19 protein-coding genes and 7 tRNA genes are annotated in these 19666 nt (G+C 71.2%); 9 read left to right on the top strand and 17 right to left on the bottom strand.

What is annotated here, in order from left to right; all coding sequences use genetic code 11:
* Positions 1 to 23 precede the first annotated feature (23 nt).
* From thrS to ABZT12_RS10350, 3 genes are all read right to left on the bottom strand, one after another.
* Positions 24 to 2000 carry a threonine--tRNA ligase gene (thrS, locus tag ABZT12_RS10360; protein WP_356380470.1) on the bottom strand — a complete coding sequence of 659 codons (1977 nt, stop codon included), beginning with the start codon at positions 1998 to 2000 and terminating at the stop codon, positions 24 to 26.
* 112 nt (positions 2001 to 2112) lie between these two features.
* Positions 2113 to 3351: a hypothetical protein gene (locus ABZT12_RS10355; protein WP_356380467.1), complete on the bottom strand. Its 1239-nt coding sequence runs from the start codon at positions 3349 to 3351 to the stop codon at positions 2113 to 2115.
* Positions 3348 to 3914 (bottom strand): DUF4365 domain-containing protein, encoded by a 567-nt coding sequence (locus ABZT12_RS10350; protein ID WP_356380464.1) that lies wholly within the window; start codon positions 3912 to 3914, stop codon positions 3348 to 3350. Before ABZT12_RS10350 ends, ABZT12_RS10355 begins: the two co-directional genes overlap by 4 nt.
* A 169-nt stretch (positions 3915 to 4083) precedes the next feature.
* On the opposite strand from ABZT12_RS10350, the gene ABZT12_RS10345 reads away from it, so the two are divergent.
* Complete coding sequence (locus tag ABZT12_RS10345; RefSeq protein ID WP_356380461.1) at positions 4084 to 4812, top strand: 3'-5' exonuclease; 729 nt, start codon at positions 4084 to 4086, stop codon at positions 4810 to 4812.
* Positions 4813 to 4885: 73 nt separating this feature from the next.
* Here ABZT12_RS10345 and ABZT12_RS10340 read toward each other — a convergent pair.
* From ABZT12_RS10340 to ABZT12_RS10300, 9 genes are all read right to left on the bottom strand, one after another.
* Positions 4886 to 4957 (bottom strand) — tRNA-Val (locus tag ABZT12_RS10340).
* A 39-nt stretch (positions 4958 to 4996) separates the two neighbouring features.
* The gene (locus ABZT12_RS10335; RefSeq protein WP_356380458.1) at positions 4997 to 5443 is read right to left on the bottom strand and encodes an SRPBCC family protein; all 447 of its coding nucleotides are present in this window, start codon (positions 5441 to 5443) and stop codon (positions 4997 to 4999) included.
* A gap of 108 nt (positions 5444 to 5551) precedes the next feature.
* Positions 5552 to 8287 carry a Tat pathway signal sequence domain protein gene (locus ABZT12_RS10330; RefSeq protein WP_356380455.1) on the bottom strand — a complete coding sequence of 912 codons (2736 nt, stop codon included), beginning with the start codon at positions 8285 to 8287 and terminating at the stop codon, positions 5552 to 5554.
* 122 nt (positions 8288 to 8409) lie between these two features.
* Positions 8410 to 9000: a hypothetical protein gene (locus ABZT12_RS10325; RefSeq protein WP_356380452.1), complete on the bottom strand. Its 591-nt coding sequence runs from the start codon at positions 8998 to 9000 to the stop codon at positions 8410 to 8412.
* Between the two features lie 9 nt (positions 9001 to 9009).
* A complete protein-coding gene (locus ABZT12_RS10320) occupies positions 9010 to 9885 on the bottom strand; it encodes a carbohydrate ABC transporter permease (protein ID WP_356380449.1) in 876 nt (291 codons plus the stop codon).
* Complete coding sequence (locus tag ABZT12_RS10315) at positions 9882 to 10865, bottom strand: sugar ABC transporter permease (protein ID WP_356380446.1); 984 nt, start codon at positions 10863 to 10865, stop codon at positions 9882 to 9884. Before ABZT12_RS10315 ends, ABZT12_RS10320 begins: the two co-directional genes overlap by 4 nt.
* A gap of 14 nt (positions 10866 to 10879) precedes the next feature.
* Complete coding sequence (locus ABZT12_RS10310; protein ID WP_356380442.1) at positions 10880 to 12166, bottom strand: extracellular solute-binding protein; 1287 nt, start codon at positions 12164 to 12166, stop codon at positions 10880 to 10882.
* 341 nt (positions 12167 to 12507) lie between these two features.
* Positions 12508 to 12579 (bottom strand) — tRNA-Val (locus tag ABZT12_RS10305).
* Positions 12580 to 12669: 90 nt separating this feature from the next.
* On the bottom strand, positions 12670 to 13128 hold the full coding sequence (locus tag ABZT12_RS10300) for a TIGR02611 family protein (RefSeq protein ID WP_356380439.1): 459 nt from the start codon (positions 13126 to 13128) through the stop codon (positions 12670 to 12672).
* A gap of 191 nt (positions 13129 to 13319) precedes the next feature.
* Here ABZT12_RS10300 and ABZT12_RS10295 point away from each other — a divergent pair, with 191 nt between their 5' ends.
* Both ABZT12_RS10295 and ABZT12_RS10290 read left to right on the top strand, forming a co-directional pair.
* The gene (locus ABZT12_RS10295; protein ID WP_004002642.1) at positions 13320 to 13733 is read left to right on the top strand and encodes an SsgA family sporulation/cell division regulator; all 414 of its coding nucleotides are present in this window, start codon (positions 13320 to 13322) and stop codon (positions 13731 to 13733) included.
* Between the two features lie 308 nt (positions 13734 to 14041).
* On the top strand, positions 14042 to 14602 hold the full coding sequence (locus ABZT12_RS10290) for a CGNR zinc finger domain-containing protein (protein WP_356380436.1): 561 nt from the start codon (positions 14042 to 14044) through the stop codon (positions 14600 to 14602).
* A 64-nt stretch (positions 14603 to 14666) separates the two neighbouring features.
* On the opposite strand, the gene ABZT12_RS10285 is transcribed toward ABZT12_RS10290, so the two are convergent.
* Positions 14667 to 14819 carry a hypothetical protein gene (locus ABZT12_RS10285; RefSeq protein WP_019059824.1) on the bottom strand — a complete coding sequence of 51 codons (153 nt, stop codon included), beginning with the start codon at positions 14817 to 14819 and terminating at the stop codon, positions 14667 to 14669.
* A 165-nt stretch (positions 14820 to 14984) separates the two neighbouring features.
* A complete protein-coding gene (locus ABZT12_RS10280; RefSeq protein WP_356380433.1) occupies positions 14985 to 15446 on the bottom strand; it encodes a hypothetical protein in 462 nt (153 codons plus the stop codon).
* A gap of 221 nt (positions 15447 to 15667) precedes the next feature.
* Here ABZT12_RS10280 and ABZT12_RS10275 point away from each other — a divergent pair, with 221 nt between their 5' ends.
* A complete protein-coding gene (locus ABZT12_RS10275) occupies positions 15668 to 16192 on the top strand; it encodes a DsbA family protein (RefSeq protein WP_356380430.1) in 525 nt (174 codons plus the stop codon).
* A 30-nt stretch (positions 16193 to 16222) separates the two neighbouring features.
* Here the strand turns inward: ABZT12_RS10275 and ABZT12_RS10270 are convergent, their stop codons facing one another.
* From ABZT12_RS10270 to ABZT12_RS10260, 3 genes are read right to left on the bottom strand one after another with little or no spacing between them, the layout of a single operon-like run.
* The gene (locus ABZT12_RS10270) at positions 16223 to 17047 is read right to left on the bottom strand and encodes a GNAT family N-acetyltransferase (RefSeq protein WP_356380428.1); all 825 of its coding nucleotides are present in this window, start codon (positions 17045 to 17047) and stop codon (positions 16223 to 16225) included.
* A gap of 53 nt (positions 17048 to 17100) precedes the next feature.
* Complete coding sequence (locus ABZT12_RS10265) at positions 17101 to 17922, bottom strand: aminodeoxychorismate lyase (protein WP_356380425.1); 822 nt, start codon at positions 17920 to 17922, stop codon at positions 17101 to 17103.
* 1 nt (position 17923) lies between these two features.
* The gene (locus ABZT12_RS10260; RefSeq protein ID WP_356380422.1) at positions 17924 to 18961 is read right to left on the bottom strand and encodes a chorismate-binding protein; all 1038 of its coding nucleotides are present in this window, start codon (positions 18959 to 18961) and stop codon (positions 17924 to 17926) included.
* Between the two features lie 178 nt (positions 18962 to 19139).
* Between ABZT12_RS10260 and ABZT12_RS10255 the strand changes: the two genes are divergently transcribed.
* The 5 genes from ABZT12_RS10255 to ABZT12_RS10235 all read left to right on the top strand — a co-directional run bounded on the left by ABZT12_RS10255 (position 19140) and on the right by ABZT12_RS10235 (position 19614).
* Positions 19140 to 19212, top strand: a tRNA-Gly gene (locus ABZT12_RS10255).
* A 38-nt stretch (positions 19213 to 19250) separates the two neighbouring features.
* Positions 19251 to 19324, top strand: a tRNA-Cys gene (locus ABZT12_RS10250).
* Position 19325: 1 nt separating this feature from the next.
* A tRNA-Val gene (locus ABZT12_RS10245) sits at positions 19326 to 19397 on the top strand.
* Positions 19398 to 19437: 40 nt separating this feature from the next.
* Positions 19438 to 19509 (top strand) — tRNA-Val (locus tag ABZT12_RS10240).
* Between the two features lie 33 nt (positions 19510 to 19542).
* Positions 19543 to 19614, top strand: a tRNA-Val gene (locus tag ABZT12_RS10235).
* The last annotated feature ends 52 nt before the right edge of the window (positions 19615 to 19666 follow it).

Raw genomic sequence — 19666 nt, 5'->3', positions numbered from 1 at the left:
CCGGGCGCCCGGAGTCGACCGGATCAGATCTGCGCCCGCTCCACCACGATCTTCTCGATCTTGGCGATGGCGTCGTCGAACGGGATGCCGTTCTCCTGCGAGCCGTCGCGGTAGCGGAAGGAGACCGTGCCGCCGTTCATGTCCTCGTCGCCGACGATGACCATGAAGGGCACCTTCTGCTTCTGGGCGTTGCGGATCTTCTTCTGCATACGGTCCGAGGAAGAGTCGACCTCGACGCGCAGGCCCTTCTTCCTGGCCGCCGCGGCGAACTTCTCCAGGTACTCGACGTGCCCGTCCCCGATCGGGATGCCGACCGCCTGCACCGGCGCCAGCCAGGCCGGGAACGCGCCCGCGTAGTGCTCCAGGAGCACCGCGAAGAACCGCTCGATGGAGCCGAAGAGCGCCCGGTGGATCATGACCGGCCGCTGCTTGGAGCCGTCGGGGCCGGTGTACTCCAGGTCGAAGCGCTCCGGCAGGTTGAAGTCGAGCTGGACGGTGGACATCTGCCAGGTGCGGCCGATCGCGTCCTTGGTCTGGACGGAGATCTTCGGGCCGTAGAAGGCGGCGCCGCCCGGGTCGGGGACGAGGGGCAGCCCCTGCTTCTCGGCCACCTGCCGCAGCGTCTCGGTGGCCTCCTCCCAGGCCTCGTCCGAGCCGACGAACTTCTCCGGGTCCTTGGTCGACAGCTCCAGGTAGAAGTCGGTCAGGCCGTAGTCGCGCAGCAGGCCGAGGACGAAGGTGAGCGTCTTGTCCAGCTCGTCGGCCATCTGCTCGCGGGTGCAGTAGATGTGCGCGTCGTCCTGGGTGAAGCCGCGGGCGCGCGTCAGACCGTGCACGACGCCCGACTTCTCGTACCGGTACACGGTCCCGAACTCGAAAAGGCGCAGGGGCAGTTCACGGTAGGAACGGCCGCGGGCGTCGAAGATCAGGTTGTGCATCGGGCAGTTCATGGGCTTGAGGTAGTAGTCCACGCCCTCGTCGAGCTGCATGGGCGGGTACATGCCGTCGGCGTACCAGTCCAGGTGCCCGGACGTCTCGAAGAGCTTCCCCTTCGTCGCGTGCGGGGTGTAGACGAACTCGTAGCCCTCCTCCTCGTGGCGGCGCCGCGAGTAGTCCTCCATGACCCGGCGGATGATGCCGCCCTTGGGGTGGAAGACGGCGAGGCCCGAGCCGATCTGGTCCGGGATGGAGAAGAGGTCGAGTTCGCTGCCGAGCTTGCGGTGGTCGCGCTTCTCGGCCTCGGCGAGGAAGTCGAGGTGGGCCTTCAGCTCCTCCTTGGAGGGCCAGGCGGTGCCGTAGATGCGCTGGAGCATGGGGTTCTTCTCGCTGCCGCGCCAGTAGGCGGCCGCGTTGCGCATCAGCTTGAAGGCGGGGATGTTGCGCGTGGTGGGCAGGTGGGGACCGCGGCAGAGGTCCTTCCAGCACAGGTCGCCGGTCTTGGCGTCGAGGTTGTCGTAGATGGTCAGCTCGCCGCCGCCGACCTCGACGTCCGCGCCGTCGTCGGCCGACGCGGCGCCCTTGATGCCGATCAGTTCCAGCTTGTACGGCTCGGCGGCGAGCTCCTCGCGGGCCGCCTCGTCGGTGACCACGCGGCGGGAGAACCGCTGCCCGCGCTTCTGGATCTCCTGCATCTTCTTCTCGACGGCCTTGAGGTCCTCGGGCGTGAACGGCCGCTCGACGTCGAAGTCGTAGTAGAAGCCGTCCTTGACCGGCGGGCCGATGCCCAGCTTGGCCTCGGGGAAGAGCTCCTGCACGGCCTGGGCCATCACGTGCGCGGTGGAGTGGCGCAGGATGTCGAGGCCGTCGGGCGAGGAGATCTCGACGGGCTCGACCGCCTCGCCGTCCTTCACCTCGTACGCGAGGTCCTTGAGCTCTCCGGCCACCCGCGCGGCGATGATCGAGCGCTCGCCGGCGAAGAGTTCGGCGGCCGTAGTGCCCGTCGTCACCGTGCGCTCTTCCCGCTCGGAATCGCGTTGGATGATCACACGGACGTCTGACACCGGTCTCTCCTGACTGCAGGGTGGGTACGGCGCCATACCGGGGGCGCGCGCACTGGGGGATGGTACCGGCCGCACGGGTCCGACCGCGAAACGGTTGTTCCCGCCCCCGGCCTCACCGTTCCCCGCCGCACGCCTCCCCGAAGAAGGCCGCGCTGTCCGCGTGTCCCTGGAGCGACTTCATCAGCCGGTCCCGCTCCGCCTCGTCCACCTGAACCGGTACGACCCCGCGGGCGCCGGTGAGCCGCCGGAAGCCGCCCCGGCTCTCCAGCCGCCCGTGCACCCGCACCGGCAGCCCGAGGAGGTGGGCGTGACCGGCCGTCCGGTACGCGTCCTCGTCCAGCACCATCCGCAGGTGCGGGACCTCGGCCCCGGTGATCACCTGGAGTCCCACGCTGCCCTCGCCGCGCGGGGAGGACCTGCGCATCCGCACCACGGACCCGGTGACGCAGACGGGCGTGGACGGCTCGTCGCGCAGATAGCGGGCGCCGGCCTCGCGCAGCGCGGGCAGGTCGCCGGGCGAGAACTCGACGGCCTCGCCGGCGGCGGCACAGCCCTCCGGGACGCCGGCGGCGGGCGCCCAGGCGACGGCGACGCGGGCCCCCTGCGTACCGCGGACCAGGGCCACGAGGGCGTCGGTGAGTTCGCGGCTGACGCCCGCCTCGACGGCGCCGTCGAAGGCGTCCGGGGCGCCGGTGGCCCGCTGGTAGTCGACGGCCTCACGGGCGGCGCACAGGGCCTGGTGGAGGCGTACGGCGAGGGGACGGCCGGTGAGCAGGGGGACGAACGCCGTCAACCGGCGGCCACCGGGCGCGGGGCCGACCAGGACGCTCGCCAGGGAGACGGCCGCCGGGCGGCGGTGCCGGGCGCCGTGGTAGCCGGCCCGCGCGTGGGTGGCGAGCGCGGCGGCGAGGAGCATCTGGCGGGCGGCGGTGCGCAGTTGCTCCTCGACGTTCCAGGAGGCGGTGCCGGCCGGGCCGGTGGGGACGTCGCGGAACCAGCGGATCTCGTCGCTGGGCACGGCGAGGGCGACGAGGACCTCGCGCGCGGAGGGCGTGCCGCTGCGGGCGAGGGCGGTGAGGGCCTCGCCGAGCAGGTCGTCGCTGTCGGGGAAGGCCCGGCTCTCGGGCACCAGGAGGCTGGTGCCCGAACCGCCGGGCCCGGGTGGGGTCCAGCGGCCGTAGCGGCCGGGGGCGCCGCCGCGGCGCCGCCAGCCGTGCCGGTGCAGCAGGGCGCCGAGTACGGCGGGGTCGACCTCGGCGGGCTCGGGCGGGCGGTCCCAGCCGTCGGCGGGCTGGTCGCCGGGGTGCGGCCGGACGGACCGCGAGGTCTCGCCGAGGGGGCGGTGCGTCATGGTCTGCCTCCGGTCCCGACCCGCGTCATGATCTCGCAGAGCGCCCGGTCGTCGAAGATGCGCGCGGTCGGTATGCGCACGGTGGTGCGGGTGCGGCCGGTGATCGGGTGGCCGGCGAGGTTGACCCAGTAGCAGCAGTGTCTGAGGTCCAGGCGGTCGTGGCCGGCCCGCAGCCAGTCGTCCTGGGCTCTGGGGACCAGCATCACGACGAGGATCTTGTGCACGGAGACCGGGGTGCGGGCGAGCTTGCGCAGGTGGTCGTTGTCGAGCGTGAAGGAGAAGGAGCGGCCCGGCGGGTCGGGCGGGACCTGATAGGTGCATTTGAGCTGCACCTTGACGGTGACCTCGTCGTCGACGGTGTGGCCGGGCGAACCGTGGCTGACATGCCAGTCGATGCCGTTGTCCGGGAAGGGCTGGGAGAGCGAGCAGCCGGCCGCCGCAGCGACCGCGTGCAAGTAGCCGACCTGGAGTGTCTCCATGCAGGCGGTGGTGGCGAGGGAGCCGCGCCGGGGTGCCGTCCGCTCGGGCAGCAGCCCGCCCCGCTCGGGCTGCGCTATCGCCATCGCCAAAGAGCCTTCCCCGCCGGATGATTTCTCGCCTCGGGTCGCTGAACTGCAAAGACCCGTACTCCTGTTGTCTCCTTCCGGCGTACGGCGCAAACAGCCCGGGTATCACCAAACAGGCAGAAGACGGTGCGTCAGCTGCCGTAGGTGAACGAGGAGTTGAGTGGGCATGACGTGCTGGTACGAGGGGCCGCTGGCCGCGTTCGACACGGAGACCACGGGTGTGGACGTCGAGTCCGACCGGATCGTGTCGGCCGCCGTCGTGGTCCAGGACGCGGCCGGTCACCGGCCGCGGGTGACCCGGTGGCTGGTGAACCCGGGGGTACCGGTGCCCGCCGGGGCGACGGCGGTGCACGGGCTGACGGACGACTTCCTCCGGCGCAACGGCCGTTGGCCGGCGCCGGTGTTGCGGGAGATAGCCGAGGAGCTGGCCGGGCAGGCGGCGCTGGGGCGTCCGCTGGTGGTGATGAACGCGCCGTTCGATCTGACGCTGCTGGACCGGGAGTTGAGGCGCCATCGCGCCTCCTCGCTGGCGCCCTGGTTCGAGGGATCGCCGCTACGGGTGCTCGATCCGCGGGTGCTGGACAAGCAGCTGGACCGCTACCGCAAGGGCCGTCGCACCCTCACCGACCTCTGCGCGCACTACGGCGTCTCCCTGGAGGGCGCCCATGACGCGGGGGCGGACGCGCTGGCCTCGCTGGAGGTCGTCCGGGCGGTCGGGCGCCGGTTCGCGGCCCGCCTGGAGCGGCTCTCCCCCGCCGAACTGCACGCGCTCCAGTCGACCTGGCACGCGGCGCAGGCGCGGGGACTCCAGGCGTGGTTCGCGCGCAGCGGTACCCCGGAGTCGGTGGACCCGTCGTGGCCGCTGCGCCCGGACCTGACGGCGGAGGCCGCCTGACCGCTCGCACGACGGCACGACGGCACGACGGCACGAAAAAACCGGCCCGCTGCGGCGGACCGGCCTTTCCCGGTGGGCGATACTGGGTTCGAACCAGTGACCTCTTCGGTGTGAACGAAGCGCTCTCCCACTGAGCTAATCGCCCGGGAACGGACTGAACCATACAGGCCCCCGCGGGTTTCCTTCAAACCGCTTTCAGGTACGCGAGGAGCCCGCGCCGGCCGGCCCGCATCATCAGCCGGTGGTTGAGGCGGAAGACGGGACGCCCGGGTACGGCGAGCCGGCGCAGCAGCTCCTTGTTGACCACGACCTCCTGGTCGTAGCGGGCGAGCGTGCCGGCCCCGTCGGGGGTGAGCGTCCAGCGCGCCGAGCCGTCGAGGTCACCGGTCATCGCGGTCTCCAGGACCCCGGCCGCCGGATCGCGCCGCACCTCGCGCACGGTGATCGCCAGCTCGTAGGGGAGGGCGGCGCGGACCCGGACGAGTGCTGTGCGGTCGTCGATCCGGGTGACCTCGCGCACCTGCGGCCACCAGCGGGGGTAGTCCCCGGGCCGGGCCAGGGCGTCGTACACGACGGGGGGCGGGGCGGGCAGTGCCCACAGGCTGCGGAAGCGGTACCGGGTCCAGTCCATGGGCCCGAGTCTGCCCGCCCGCCGCGCCGCCCGCGATCGTCCGCGCGGGCGGCGGGGCCGGGCCGCCCGGCGCGCAGCGGGTCCCGGAAGGGATCAACTTCGGTGTGGCTACGGCATGTTGTCACCGAGCAGGGCCAGATTCTCGATGGCGGCGAGGCCGTAGAGGGCGGTGTCGTTGGAGGAGACCCAGCTCGCCTCGCTGCCCGGGACGAGGGTGACCGGGCCGGTGAGTGCCTCCGTCTTCCAGGGCGCGGACTCCAGGTAGCCGTCGGAGCCGTAGAACTTGCTCCAGGCCCGCCTGGCGAGCGTCGCGTCGCCGGTCTGTACGGCGGCGTAGGCGTCCAGGCGCGAGTGGCCCTGGAAGAGCAGCAGGGTGCCGAAGTTGGTGCCGTAGCGTGCCGCCTGTTCCGTCTTGGAGGCGTTGAAGTAGCGGCAGTACTCCAGGTACGCCTGCTTGAAGGCGTCCATGTCGACCAGGTGGATCAGCTCCGCGCACAGCTCGTTGAGGCCGAAGACCGCCGAGAGGTGCGAGACGGAGACGACGGGTGCGGCGGCGACGGCGAACCTGCCGGTGTCCAGGTCGTACAGGCCGCTGCCCTGGACGAAGCCGTTGGGCTGGGCGGCGATCCCCTCCATCGTGGAGAGGACGCGCGCCTTGGCCTTCTCCCACTTCGGTCCCCGGCGCTCCCACTCGGTCAGCCAGGCCGACACCAGGCCGCTCCAGTCGGTACCGAAGCCGATCGAGAGGGCGTGCCGGTCGGGTGTGTAGGGGTCGGTGCGCACCTTGCGCTGCGGGTCGAGGACGAGGAACGTCTCGTCGGAGTCGACGTTGGCGGCCATCAGGTCGCCGACGCGTTCCTCGGCGGTGAGGAAGTAGTAGTAGCGCCGGTAGGTGGTGTTGGCGATGCGTTGCTGCTTGGCGCTGTCGGCGTAGTGCTGTACGCCGTGCCGGGTGCCGAGGCCGGCCCACTGGCCGAGGTGGTAGACGTCGACCTCACCGGTGTGCCGGGTCAGTGACTCGGCGAAGCGGAAGATGTCCGCGCGGCCGGAGCGCAGGTAGGCGAACCAGAGCCAGATGTCCGGCGACAGTTCGGAGTTGTCCCAGGCGTAGCCGCCGACGTCGTACCGCCACTGGTGGCGCACGGTGTCGTAGGAGTGCATGAAGTCGCCGTACTCCCAGAAGCCGTACCAACGGCGTTGCGCCACCTGGTCCTTGTAGTAGGTGAAGAGGAAGTCGAGGTGGTCCTCGATCCTCGCCTTGGCGGCGGTCGAGCGGTCGGGCTCGGAGTAGAGGTCGGGGCCGAAGACCTTCGCCTCGACGAGTTGCTGCGGCGGGGCGGCGAGTTGGGGCAACACCCGGATGGCCGCGACCTGTTGGGCGAGCGTTTCCGGCGCCGGGGTCGACTCCGCGGCCCAGAAGAGGAGTTCGGAGGTGCGGGCGATGCCGTACGGGGTGCCGAAGCCGGGTTCGTAGTCCTCGTAGGTGATCTCCAGGCCTTCGAGCTGCTTGGCGTACGTGTCCTGGCCCATGCCGTCGTGGTAGAAGCGCAGGTCCATCGGCTGGGCCTGCGGCGACCAGAGCCAGAGGGTGACCTCGGCCTCGGCGGTGTGCGCGTCGCGGATGTCGAGCTGGGCGGGGAACTTCTCCCAGAAGTCCCGCAGCCCGAAGGAGAGTCCGCCGCTCGCACCGCCGACGTACCCGAATCCGGAGGCGTGTCCGCCGCCGCCCGCGGCGATCCAGCCGTGGCCCTTCGTGGTGCGTTTGCGCAGGGTGAAGCCGTCGGCGGAGAGCTGGGAGAGGGTGTAGTCGCCCCACCGCGGGATGTACGGGAGGCGGGTGGTGACGCGCTGGTCCCAGGTGGCGGGGTCGGGCAGCTTCCGGCCCGCGTACTGGGCCGCCTGGACGGCCGCGCCGGGGTCGCGGCGCAGACCCGTGACGCCCTGGACCGCCTCCCGCAGCAGGCCCGTTCCCTCGCCGCCGACGCGAATGTGCCGGTCGTAGGGGGCGTCGCGCATCGGCACGTTGAAGCGGACGCCGAGGCCGCGGACGAAGTCGCCGCTCGCGCGGCCGGGCTCCTGGCTGCCGTCGAAGGTGATGGTGTGCACCATGCGGAAGGAGTCGGCGCCCGCGTAGAAGTAGAGGCGGACGGAGAACGGCAGCCAACTCCGGTCGCCCCTACGGTGTTTGCCGTCGAGGCGGACGACGGCGCGGACCGGGCCGTCCTGTTCGACGGTGACCGAGGAGATGGCTCCGTCGAAGCGTTCGGTCTTCACCGAGCCCTGGTCCTCGTCCTCGATCTCGGGCTGTCGGATCAGGACGAGTCGGCCGTTCCTGGCGATCTCGGTGGAGCCGCGGAGGACCGACTTGATGAGGGTGGAGCCGTTCTTGCCGATCCTCGCGGTGATGACCCCGGTCGACACGTCGACGGTGCCGCCGCTCCTGTCGACGGTGACCCTCCGCTCGGGGACGGCCGCGTCCCCCGCGCTGAGGGTCAGTGCGCCGGAGCCCGAACTCACGGCGTGGGCGGTCCACTTGAGGGAGCCGTCGGGCCAGTAGGCGAGCGGCCAGCTCTGTACGGGCAGCGCGTGGCCGTCGGCGTCCGTCAGCGCGAAGGTCTGGTCCTCCCGGTAGGTGCCCATCGGCCACGGCACGCCGACCGTGCAGCCGGGTGCGGCGCCGAGGCCGCCGTCCTCCAGCCAGTCGAGGGTCACCGGGTCGGCGTCGGCCGCCCCGGCTCCCGGCGCGGCCTGCGCCGGGCCGCCGCCGAGCGCCCGGCTGAACTGCGCGGCGGCTCCGGCGACGGCGGCTGCCTTGAGAAGGGTCCTGCGGGGAATGGGGGACATGGGTTTTCGGCCTTTCCTTCCGTGCGGGGGTCGTACGGGGGCTTTTCCGTCCCACCGGTCCGTTCGAGCGGTCAGGGGCATGACAGGGCAGGGGTGGCGGGGGGCCCGCGCCGGGGGCTCCCTCAGCGGCGCCGGTGACGTTCCTCGACGGCGACGGCCGCGGCGGCCACCGCGCCGAGCGCGGGGATCGCGAGGGGTGCGACGAGCAGGGCGGAGCAGCCGACCAGCACCAGGCCGCCGACGAGCAGGAAGGAACCGGCCGGGTCCAGGACCGTACGGCGGCCGGCCGCCGCCCACAGCGACCGCCAGCTCTCCCCCGGCGTCCAGACCGCCGCCGCGCGCATCCCGGCGACGACGGCCCCGACCAGCGCGAACAGGACGGCGGCACCGACGAGGGGCCCGCCGGGCAGCCCCGCGCGCACGGCCAGGACATCCGTCCGCACGACGGCCGCCGCGGCCCACCCGGCGACCCCGACGACCCATCCGCCGGGCACCGCCGCCCGGAAGTCCGCGACGAACTCCCGCCACCCGCCGCCCTCGTGGGCCGTGCACCTCCTCAAGTGCCGTGCGCCCGCCGCGAAGGCGGCCGGGTAGGTGACAACTCCCAGTGACGCGACAGCGATCCACACTCCGGTGAGCAGGGACTCGGCGAAGACGCCGAACCGTTCGGCGAGGACCGGCTCCGCACGCCTCCGCACACGCTTCGTTGCCATGCCGGCCGCTCAGCCCTTCAGTCCCGAGGTGGCCATCCCGTCGATCAGATACCGCTGGAAGGCGAAGAAGAACAGCAGCACGGGCAGCAGCGCCACCAGCGACATGGCGATCATCCCGCCGTAGTTCGCCGCCACGCCGTCGGAGTCGCGGAACATCATCAGGCCGAGGGAGACGGTGTACTTGCCCGGCTCGTTGAGGTAGATCAGCGGGCCCATGAAGTCGTTCCAGGCGTTGATGAAGGTGAAGATGGCGCTGGTGATCAGCGCGGGCCGGCACAGCGGCAGCACGATCGACCAGTAGATGCGCAGATGCCCGCACCCGTCGAGACGGGCCGCCTCGTCCAGTTCCCTGGGCAGCGCGCGCATGAACTGCACCATGAGGAAGACGAAGAACGCCTCCGTGGCCAGGTACTTGCCGATCAGCAGGGGCGTGTAGGTGTTGATCCAGTGCAGCTTCTGGAACATCACGTACTGCGGGATCAGCAGCACGTGGTACGGCAGCAGGAGCGTGCCGATCATCAGCGAGAAGAGCAGGTTGCGGCCGGCGAACCTGATACGGGCGAAGGCATACGCCGTCAGGGAGCAGGAGACCAGGACGCCAACGACCGAACCCAGCCCGTAGAAAAGGGAGTTCAGGAAGAAGGTCCGGATGGGGACGTCGGCGATGCCGTCCGCGAGGCCCTTGAAGTTGGACAGGATGGGGTGGCGCGGGAACAGCTGGAGGCTGTTGACGATGTCCTTGCTGGGCTTGAACGAGGCGCCGACGACCCAGACGACCGGGTAGAGGATCACCGCGAGGAGCAGCAGGGCGCCCAGGTGCCAGGCGAGCGAACCGCCGCGCCGACGGCCCAGGGCCGCCGGGGGTTCGGTGGTGGCGGCGCTCATCGGGCGTCCTTTCCCTGATCGTCGTGGTCGTCGTGGTCGTCGTAGTGCACCCACTTCTTCTGCGACCAGAAGAGAACGGCCGTGACCAGCGCCACGGCGAGCAGCAGCATCCAGGCCATCGCGGCGGCGAAGCCCATCTGGGAGTCCCTGAAACCCTTCTGGTAGAGGTAACAGGTGTAGACGAGCGTGGCGTCGGCGGGACCGCAGTACGTGTTGGAGACGACGTACGCCGAGCCGAAGACCTGGAACGAGTGGATGGTCTCCAGCAGCACGTTGAAGAAGAGCACCGGGGAGATCATCGGCAGCGTGACGTTCCAGAACCGCCGGAAGGGTCCGGCACCGTCCATCTCGGCGGCCTCGTACAGCTCCTGGGGCACCTGTTTGAGTCCGGCCAGGAAGATGACCATGGGCGCGCCGAACTGCCAGACGGTCAGGGCCACCAGGCAGTAGAGGACCCAGTCGGCGTTGCCGACCCAGCCGCCGACCGGGAAGCCGAGGAAGGACTGCGTACGGTCCACCACGGCGCCGTCGGAGAAGAGCGACCGCCAGACGAAGCCGACCGAGACGCTCGCGCCGATCAGCGACGGGGCGTAGAAGGCGGCCCGGTAGACGGCCTGGCCGCGGCGGCTCTGGGCGAGCAGCAGGGCGACACCGAGTGCGAGCAGCAGCTTCAGGGGGGTGCCGATGACCACGTACTTGGCCGTCACCTCGACCGACTTGCGCCATCGCGGGTCGTCGAACATCGCGGTGAAGTTGTCGAGGCCGACCCACCGGGGACTGTTGAAGAGGTTGTAGTCGGTGAACGCGAAGTAGAGCGAGGCGGCCATGGGGCCCGCCGTCAGGAGCACGAACCCCGCGATCCAGGGGGACATGAAGAGATAGCCGGCGAGGTTCTCCCGGCGGCCCCGCCGCCTGCGGGTGGCGGGGGCGGCGGAGGGAGTCTTCCGGAGGGCGGGTACGGAGTCCTTGACGAGCGTCACGACGGTTCCCCTCGTCAGGACCGGAAGGCGGCCTCGGCCTCGGTGAAGAACTGCTTCACCGCGTCCGCGACCTTCGTCCTGCCCTGGCCGAGGTCACCGCCGACGCGCAGGAAGGCGGCCTCGACGGTGTCGGCGCCGGAGGGATGCGGAGTGATCGTGCCGAGGACGCCGGACTTGGCGGTGCTCGCCTCGTAGGCCGCTATCTCCTTGCTCACCGCGTCGGCCGGCCGGAACGCCGCGTACTGCTCGGTGCTGGCCAGGATCCCGCGGTCGTAGCCCATGATCCGGCCGACCGCCGGGTCGTGGACCATGAAGTCGATGAACCGGGCGGCTTCTTCGGGGTGCGAGGTGTGGGCGGAGGCGCTCAGCATCAGGGAGGCGAGGTACTGGCCGGTGTGCTTGCCGTCCGTGGTGGGGATCGGCGCGAGGCCGTAGGTGCTGGCGCCCTCCGCCGAGTAGCGGACCGTGAAGTTGTCCCAGGTGAACTCCGAGGCGCCGTGCCCGGCCGAGAGCGACGACTTGGGCTGGTCCTGGGAGACGACCTTGGGGTCCGTGACGATTCCGGCCCTGACCCGGCCGTAGCCGTCCGCCCACCACTCCGTCAGATCGGAGCGGTCGAAGCCGAGTCCGTCCTTGGTGAAGAACGCCTTGCCGTTCTGCCGGAGGTAGAGGTCGTACAGGTACATGATGGCGAAGTAGCCCGTGTCGCCGGGCACGCCCGTCCGGTCGTGGATCGTCTTGAGGGCCTTGAAGTAGTCGTCCCAGGTCCAGCCCGCCACCGGGTCGACGCCCGCCCGCTGGAAAACCTTCTTGTCGATGACCAGGGCCATGGTGTTGGAACCGACGGGAACCCCGAGCTGCTTTCCGTCGACCTTGCCCACCTCCGTGACCCCGGGCCGGAAGTGACCGAGGCTCAGATTGCCGGCCTTCACCTGTGAGCCGAGGTCGAGGAGAATGCCTCTCGCGTCGTACTTCCGGAGAAATCCGACGGCATTCTGGAAAACGTCCGGAGGATTTCCGCCCGCGGCCTGCGTCTGGAACTTCTCCCAGAAGGACTGGTACGTCTGAAAGTCCGTCTTCACCTTGATCTTCGGGTACTTCTTCTCGAAGAGGGCGATGGACTGGTTGATCCTTTTCGCCCGCTCCTCGGCGCCCCACCACGAGTAACGGATCGTCACCGTCCCGTCGGCGGAGGTGCCGTGGCCTCCACCGCATCCCGTCGCGGCCAGTCCCAGCGTGACCGCCGAGACCCCCGCCGCCCTTAAGACCGTACGTCTCTCCACCTTCGTGCCGGTTCCCACAGTCGGGCCTCCCCGCAGCTCTGCCACACGTGCGTGAATCGTTTCAAGTAAGCGCTTGCTGGCACAAGCTACGGAGACCCCCGGGGTGCGTCAATGAGGTGCGCAGGAATTTCTCGCGGTCCGGCCCGACAGGTCTCCGGCGGCCCGCGCGGGCCCGTCCGGGCCGCCGGAACGACGTCGCAGGTGAGGGGCGCGTGGTCGGCGGGCCGAACGGGGCGGCACGCGTCGCACCGCCGGGAGATCGGCCGGAAAACGCCTGGACCCCGGCGGGGACGGCCCTCGTGGACGACCCGGGAACGTCGACGGCCCGCCTGGCATGCCAGGCGGGCCGTCGGTCGGGGTGGGCGATACTGGGTTCGAACCAGTGACCTCTTCGGTGTGAACGAAGCGCTCTTCCGCTGAGCTAATCGCCCGGACGCACGGAGAACATTACCCCATGTCAGGGGGTGCCCCCCACCAGCGCGAACGGGGGCCGACGCGGCCCCCGGAGCACGTCGCGCCGGTCACTGGTCCTTGATCTTCCAGGGCATCACCGCGCCGAACCGCCACAGGTAGACCGCGCCGAGGGCCGCGACGATCACCAGGCCGACGGAGGTCAGGACGATGTTGCGGCGGCGCACCGCCGGGTCGAGCGCGCGCCGCGTCGCCTCCGTGACCTTGCGCTTGGTCCAGCGCAGCACCAGCTGGGCCCAGACGAACTCGGTCGCCCAGATCGCCATACCGGCGAAGATCACGACCCAGCCCGGCCCGGGGAGCGGCAGCATGATGACGCCGGCCCCCACCACCGCCAGCCCGAGCACGAAGACGCCGACCTGCCAGCTGAGGTGCAGTGCTCGGCGGCGCTTGACGAATTCCGGCGCCTTGGAACCGAGCCCCTGCTCGTCCCGTGACTCTTCGGCCCCGTCCGACTTCTCCTCCGACACCACGGCGACCTCGCCCGAATCGTCACTCCCCGTATTCATATGACCCAACCCTACCCGAGGGAAACCGGTCACCGGAATGGCCGCACGGACCGCACGGCTTCTCGGCCGGAAGAGTTACGTAAAGGCACGCAAAACACTCAGAGGGGTTTACAACGGCACCGTAGGTGGCATGTCGATTTCGCCGACGTGCGAATCCCCGAGCGCACACTGAGCGAAAGGCCCTGGCGCTTATGAACACCACGGTCAGCTGCGAGCTGCACCTGCGCCTCGTTGTGTCGAGCGAGTCGTCCTTGCCTGTCCCCGCAGGCCTGCGGTACGACACGGCCGACCCCTACGCCGTGCACGCCACCTTCCACACCGGAGCCGAGGAGACCGTCGAGTGGGTGTTCGCCCGTGACCTCCTCGCCGAGGGCCTCCACCGGCCCACCGGCACCGGCGACGTCCGAGTCTGGCCGTCGCGCAGCCATGGTCAGGGCGTCGTCTGCATCGCCCTGAGCTCTCCCGAGGGCGAAGCCCTGCTGGAGGCTCCCGCGCGGGCCCTGGAGTCCTTCCTGAAGCGGACGGACGCGGCCGTGCCGCCCGGCACGGAGCACCGGCACTTCGACCTGGATCAGGAGCTGTCGCACATCCTGGCGGAGAGCTAGGGCCCGGCCCCACCAAGCCGCCCGGCGCCGTCCACTCGGGGAGACGGCTCGGGCTCAGACAACCGCATAGGGCACACACCGGCGCCGTCGCCGCGATTCGTCGCGGGGGCGGCGCCGGTGCGTGATCCAGCCGAGGGCGCGCGCCAGAGTGCGTGGCCGAGTCTCCCCCGCGCACCGTTACTCCGCGTAGTCACGGACGCCGGGCCGCCGGCGGGAACCCGGGGCGACGACGGGGCCGTCGCACCGGAAGCCACTACCATCGGCCAGCATCGGCGGGCGCCGCCCGACCCCAGGCCCAGGGAGCCAACGTGCTGATCACCCACGACACGCGGTGCGCGCTCGACGCCGTGGTGGATCTGGTGAACACCGCGCCGGAGGGGGCCACGACCCCGGACGCACTGCAGGATGTGGCGATGCTCGCGCACTTCGTGGAGAAGCACGCCGTCAGCGACATCGGGGTGCTGTCGGAGTGGGATCTCTCCGCGGTGCGCCGGCTCCGCGGGCGGTTCGCCGCCGTCTTCGCCGCGCCGGACCCACGGACCGCCGCCGGGCTGATCAACGAGCTGATCGCCGCCGCCGGCACCACTCCTCGGCTGACGGACCACGACGGCTACGACTGGCATGTGCACTACTTCGCGCCCGGCGCCTCCGTCGCGGACCATCTCGCCGCCGACTGCGGGATGGCGCTGGCGTTCTTCGTGGTCGCCGGGGAGCAGGAGCGGCTGCGCCGCTGCGAGGCCCCCGACTGCCGGCGCGCCTTCGTCGACCTGTCCCGCAACCGTTCGCGCCGCTACTGCTCCAGCCGCACCTGCGGGAACCGGCTGCACGTGGCGGCCTACCGGGCCCGGCGCAAGGAAGCGGCGAGCTGAGGCCCGTCGTTGGAGGATGAGGTCGTGGTCCCCGGCGGGTGACGCCGGGGACCACGAGTACGGCTCAGAGCATCAGCAGGTCGTGCAGCGAGGCCATGAGCAGCAGACACCCGATCACCGCTAGGAAGATCATCAGCGGTGGCTGGGAAAGGGCGAAAAGGCAGCCACGCGGTTCGTCTTTCGGCGGCGCGGCGTCGCTCTGTGTGGTGTCCAGCATCTCGCGGCGATGATGACGCAGCCGAGACCCTCACCGCGTCCAACGCGCCCGGATTGAGAGGGAGTTCGCTTAATTCCGTATCGCCCGTTACGGGTCGCGTCGGGTCCTGATCGGTTCAGGACAGAGCTCGGTCGCTCTGTGCCGTTTCAGCTCCTCGTACGACAGTCATATGCCGTGCTTCTTCAGAATCGCCTCGATGTCGCTGAAGTCGTCTCCGCTCCCGGACGCGCGGGGTGCGGCGGCGGGCCGGGGCGCCGGACGCGTGGCCGGGCGGGTGGCCGGACCCAGGGAGGGTGCCGAGGACGCCGGGGCCACCGTCTCCGGCCGCGCCGCCTCACGGGCCGCCGCTCTGCGCTCCTTGCGGCTGCCGCCGCGGCGGCGTTCCACCCCACGGGTGCCGGCGAAGAGCAGCCAGGCGCCGGCGAGTACGACCACCCCGGCCCAGGCGGTCGGGCTGAACGCGGTGTGCGCGGCCCAGCCGACGACACCGGTCATCACCAGGCCGATCGGCACCAGCGAGTAGGCGGCGATGCGGGCGGCGGAGAGGAAACGCTTGCGGTAGGCGGTGACCGCGGCGATACCCAGGCCGGCCACGGAGACGGCGGAACAGACGGTCTCGGCAATCATCCGGTCCTCCATGCGGCTCGGGCGGCCACGACGTGCTTGACCCCTCCATCCTGCACCGTTCCCTCCCCGCGAGGCCATGCCCCGGCCCGACATCAGGGACATCTCCGGGTCGGGTCCTCCCCAGGTGCCGGTCGGCGACGGACGCGCTGGCGGGGTCGGCCGGAGAACGCTCCCGCGGGGGACGGTGCGAGCGGGACCGGCGGAGCTGGGAGACTGGGCCCATGAGTGACTCCTCCTCCGAGCCCACCCCCGTCGTCCCCGTTCTCGACGTCTGGTGCGAGCTGCAGTGCCCGGACTGCCGTACAGCCCTGGACGACGTGCGGGCGCTGCGTGCCCGCTACGGCGACCGGTTGGAGCTGCGGTTGCGGCACTTCCCGCTGGAGAAGCACCGGCACGCGTTCGCCGCGGCGCAGGCCGTCGAGGAGGCCGTGGAGCAGGGGAAGGGCTGGGCGTACGCCGAGGCCGTGCTCGGCCGGGTCGCGGAGCTGGACCGGGCGGGGGAACCGTTCCTGATCGAGGTCGCCCGTGAACTCGGCCTGGACGCCGAGGAGTTCGACACCGCGCTGATCGACGGGCGGCACATTCTGATCGTCGACGCGGACCAGGCCGAGGGCAAGGCGATCGGCGTGACCGGGACCCCGACGTACGTCATCGGCGGCGAACGCCTCGACGGCGGCAAGAGCCAGGCGGGGCTGCGGGCCCGGATCGAGGAGATCGCCGACCGGCTGCTGGCCGGGGGTGCGTGAGCCCCGGACCGGGGCCCGGCAGCGCGCGGCTCAGAGCAGGCTCTTGTACAGGTAACGGACGCGCGTCTCGTAGCCGAGCGACTCGTAGAGCCGCTCGGCCGGGATGTTGCCCACGAAGACGTTGAGTCCGATGCCGCTCCAGCCGGCCGCGACGGACTGAGCCTCCGCGAGGAGCATCAGGGTCCGGCCGTGACCCCTGCCCCGGTGCCCCGCGTCGGTCGCCACGTCGTAGACGAAGCCGCCGCCCTCCCGGGGGCCCAGCCAGAGGGTGCCGACGAGTTCGCCCTCGTGCTCCAGGCAGCTGATGAGCATGCCCTCGGTGGCGAGGCCGTCCGGCAGCACCGCGGCGTGGCCCCTCTCGGCCATCGACCGGGCCTCGGCCTCCGGCACCCCGTGCGGGACGCAGCTGCGCGCGTACGTCTCCTTCTCGTGCGCCTGCCAGGGCACGAACTCCTCGGCGGTCATAGGGCGGGCGCGGCTCCCGTCCGGCAGCCGGGGCGGGGTGTCCCCGAGGGGCTTGCCCATGACGCGGCTGCGCGGGACGTAACCGAGGGCCGTCGCCCCCTTGAGCGCCGCCTCGGCGCCGGCCGGCACCGCGACCTCGATCCGGCCGCAGCCCCAGCCGCGCGCGATCTCCTCGGCGGCGAGCGCCGCCACCGTGCCGCGTCCGCGCCGACGGTCCGGTTCCTCGATGCGCAGGTCCCGGATGAGGGCCACCGCCGTACCGAACTGCGGACTCGTGCCGAGGTGGATCGCGCCGACGGGACGGCTGTTCACGCACACCTGGTACCGGCGTGAGAGGGTTCCGTCGGCCTCGCGCTGAAGCGGCTCGGTCGGCCGCAGGGTCGTGGTCATCGGGGGTGTTCTACCCGTGACGGAGCCCCAGGTCAGCCCCGGAGGGCAGGTTTTTACGGATCGAGGTCGTCGCCCGAGCGCTCCTCGAACACCCGCATCGCCTTCGCCGTCACCGGCCCCGGGGCGCCCGGGAGTTCGCGTCCGTCGACGCGGTGCACGGCCTGGACGTCGCGCAGGGTGGAGGTGAGGAAGACCTCGTCGGCCCGCTCCAGGACGTCCAGCGGCAGCTCGGTCTCCCGGGCGCCCGTCCACTCGACGGCGAGGGCGCGGGTGATGCCCGCGAGGCAGCCGGAGGCGACGGGCGGGGTGTGGATCTCGCCGTCCAGGACGACGAAGACGTTCGACCCGGTGCCCTCGCAGAGCTGCCCGACCGTGTTGGCGAACAGCGCCTCGGACGCGCCGTGTTGGCTGGCGCGGGCGAGCGCCACGACGTTCTCGGCGTACGAGGTGGTCTTCAGGCCGGTGAGGGCGCCGCGTTCGTTGCGGGTCCAGGGGACCGTGATCACGGCCGTGGAGTCGGGACGGCGGCCGGTCTCGCCGAGGGCGACGACGAGCGTCGGGCCGCGGTCGCCCCGGTCGGAGCCGAGGGGTCCGTGACCGCCGGTGTAGGTGATGCGCAGCCGGCCGAGCGGCACGGGGCCGGCGTCGAGCACGGCGGCGCAGGCCCGGCGGACCTCGTCGAGGTCGGGCTCGGGGAGGCCGAGGCCGCGTGCCGAGCGGGTGAGCCGGTCCAGGTGCCGGGTGAGCGCGAAGGCCGTGCCGTCGACCGCCTTCACCGTCTCGAAGACGCCGTCGCCCACGGTCAGTCCGTGGTCGAAGACGGAGACACGGGCGGACTCGGTGTCCCTCAGTCCGCCGTCGAGCCAGATCTTCACGTCAGGGTCCCTCCACTCGCTGGTACCCGCCCGACGCTATCGCGAGCAGGCGGGACGCCTTCAGCTCGGTCTCCCGCCACTCGCCCTCGGGGTCGGAGCCCCAGGTGATGCCGGCTCCGGTGCCGAAACGGAGCACGCCGTCGGCGCGGTCGATCCAGAACGTGCGGATGCCGACGGCCAGTTCACCGGTGCCCCGGTCCGCGTCGACCCAGCCGACGCCCCCGCAGTACGGTCCCCGGGGCGCCGTCTCCAACTCGCCGATGACCCGCAGGGCGGCGGCCTTGGGAGCGCCGGTGACCGAACCGGGCGGGAAGGCGGCGGCCAGCAGCCGCGGCCAGCCCACGCCGGGCGGCAGTGCGCCGCGCACGGTGGAGACGAGGTGGACCAGGCCCGGATGCTTCTCCACCACGCAGAGGTCGGGGACGGTGACGCTGCCGGTGGCGCAGACCCGGCCCAGGTCGTTGCGGACCAGATCCACGATCATCACGTTCTCGGCGTGATCCTTCTCCAGCAGGTCCGCCTCGGTCCGGCCGGTGCCCTTGATCGGCCCGGACTCCACGACGGAGCCGGCCCGGCGCAGGAACAGCTCCGGCGACGCGGTGGCCACCTCCACCCCGTGCCCGGGGAGGCGGATCGTTCCCGCGTACGGCGCCGGGTTGCCGCGGGCCAGCAGCGAGGCCAGCGCGTCCACATCGGCGTCCGGGCCGACCGGCGCGGAGAGCACCCGGCACAGGTTCACCTGGTACACAGCGCCGGCCGCGATGCGCCCGCGGATGTGCCGGACCCCGGCGAGGTAGCCGGCGCGGTCCAGGGAGGAGGTCCACTCCCCCGCCGCCGGTCCGCGCCAGGCTCCGGCGGCCGGCGCGGGCACCGGCTCACGGCGTACGTCCCGGAAGCGGGCGCAGGTCAACCGGCCCTCGAAATCCGCGCAGACCGCCCAGAAACCGGACGAGTCGAGAGCCGCCGGGTCACTGGTGACGTCCACCAGACCGGTGGCGACGCGGTCGCCGAACCGGGCGAGGGGAGCGAGAGGGGACACGTCGCCGAGTCTATGGCGGGTGTCTCATGGATGGCTTCGGTATGTCCCCGCGGGTGCCCTGACCACGACGTACGTCCCGTACAGGGCAGCACGCTGCACAAACGTGTTTTTGTGCTGGCCGCGGAATCCGCTAGAGTTCACCACGTCGCCGGGACGCGTGAGCCGACCGAACCGACAGGCGGACGTAGCTCAGTTGGTAGAGCGCAACCTTGCCAAGGTTGAGGTCGCGAGTTCGAACCTCGTCGTCCGCTCGAAGGTACAGGGGATCTTCCCGAACCCCTGCGCTCCTGGTGGAGTGGCCGAGAGGCGAGGCAACGGCCTGCAAAGCCGTCTACACGGGTTCAAATCCCGTCTCCACCTCCAAGGACGATTAGCTCAGCGGGAGAGCGCTTCCCTGACACGGAAGAGGTCACTGGTTCAATCCCAGTATCGTCCACCGAGGCCTCCGGGCCTCTGGAGCCGCAAGGCTTCGACCCGCGCGATTAGCTCAGCGGGAGAGCGCTTCCCTGACACGGAAGAGGTCACTGGTTCAATCCCAGTATCGCGCACGCACCACTCGTGACCCCCGGGTCGCGTCCCGAGGACGATTAGCTCAGCGGGAGAGCGCTTCCCTGACACGGAAGAGGTCACTGGTTCAATCCCAGTATCGTCCACACCTTGAAGCCCCCGGCCGTCTCGTACGGCCGGGGGCTTCTGCCGTGCGCC

The sequence above is a fragment of the Streptomyces sp. NPDC005423 genome, from assembly GCF_040606415.1.
Classification (GTDB): Bacteria; Actinomycetota; Actinomycetes; order Streptomycetales; family Streptomycetaceae; genus Streptomyces.
This window is presented reverse-complemented; position numbering and strand designations above follow the sequence as displayed.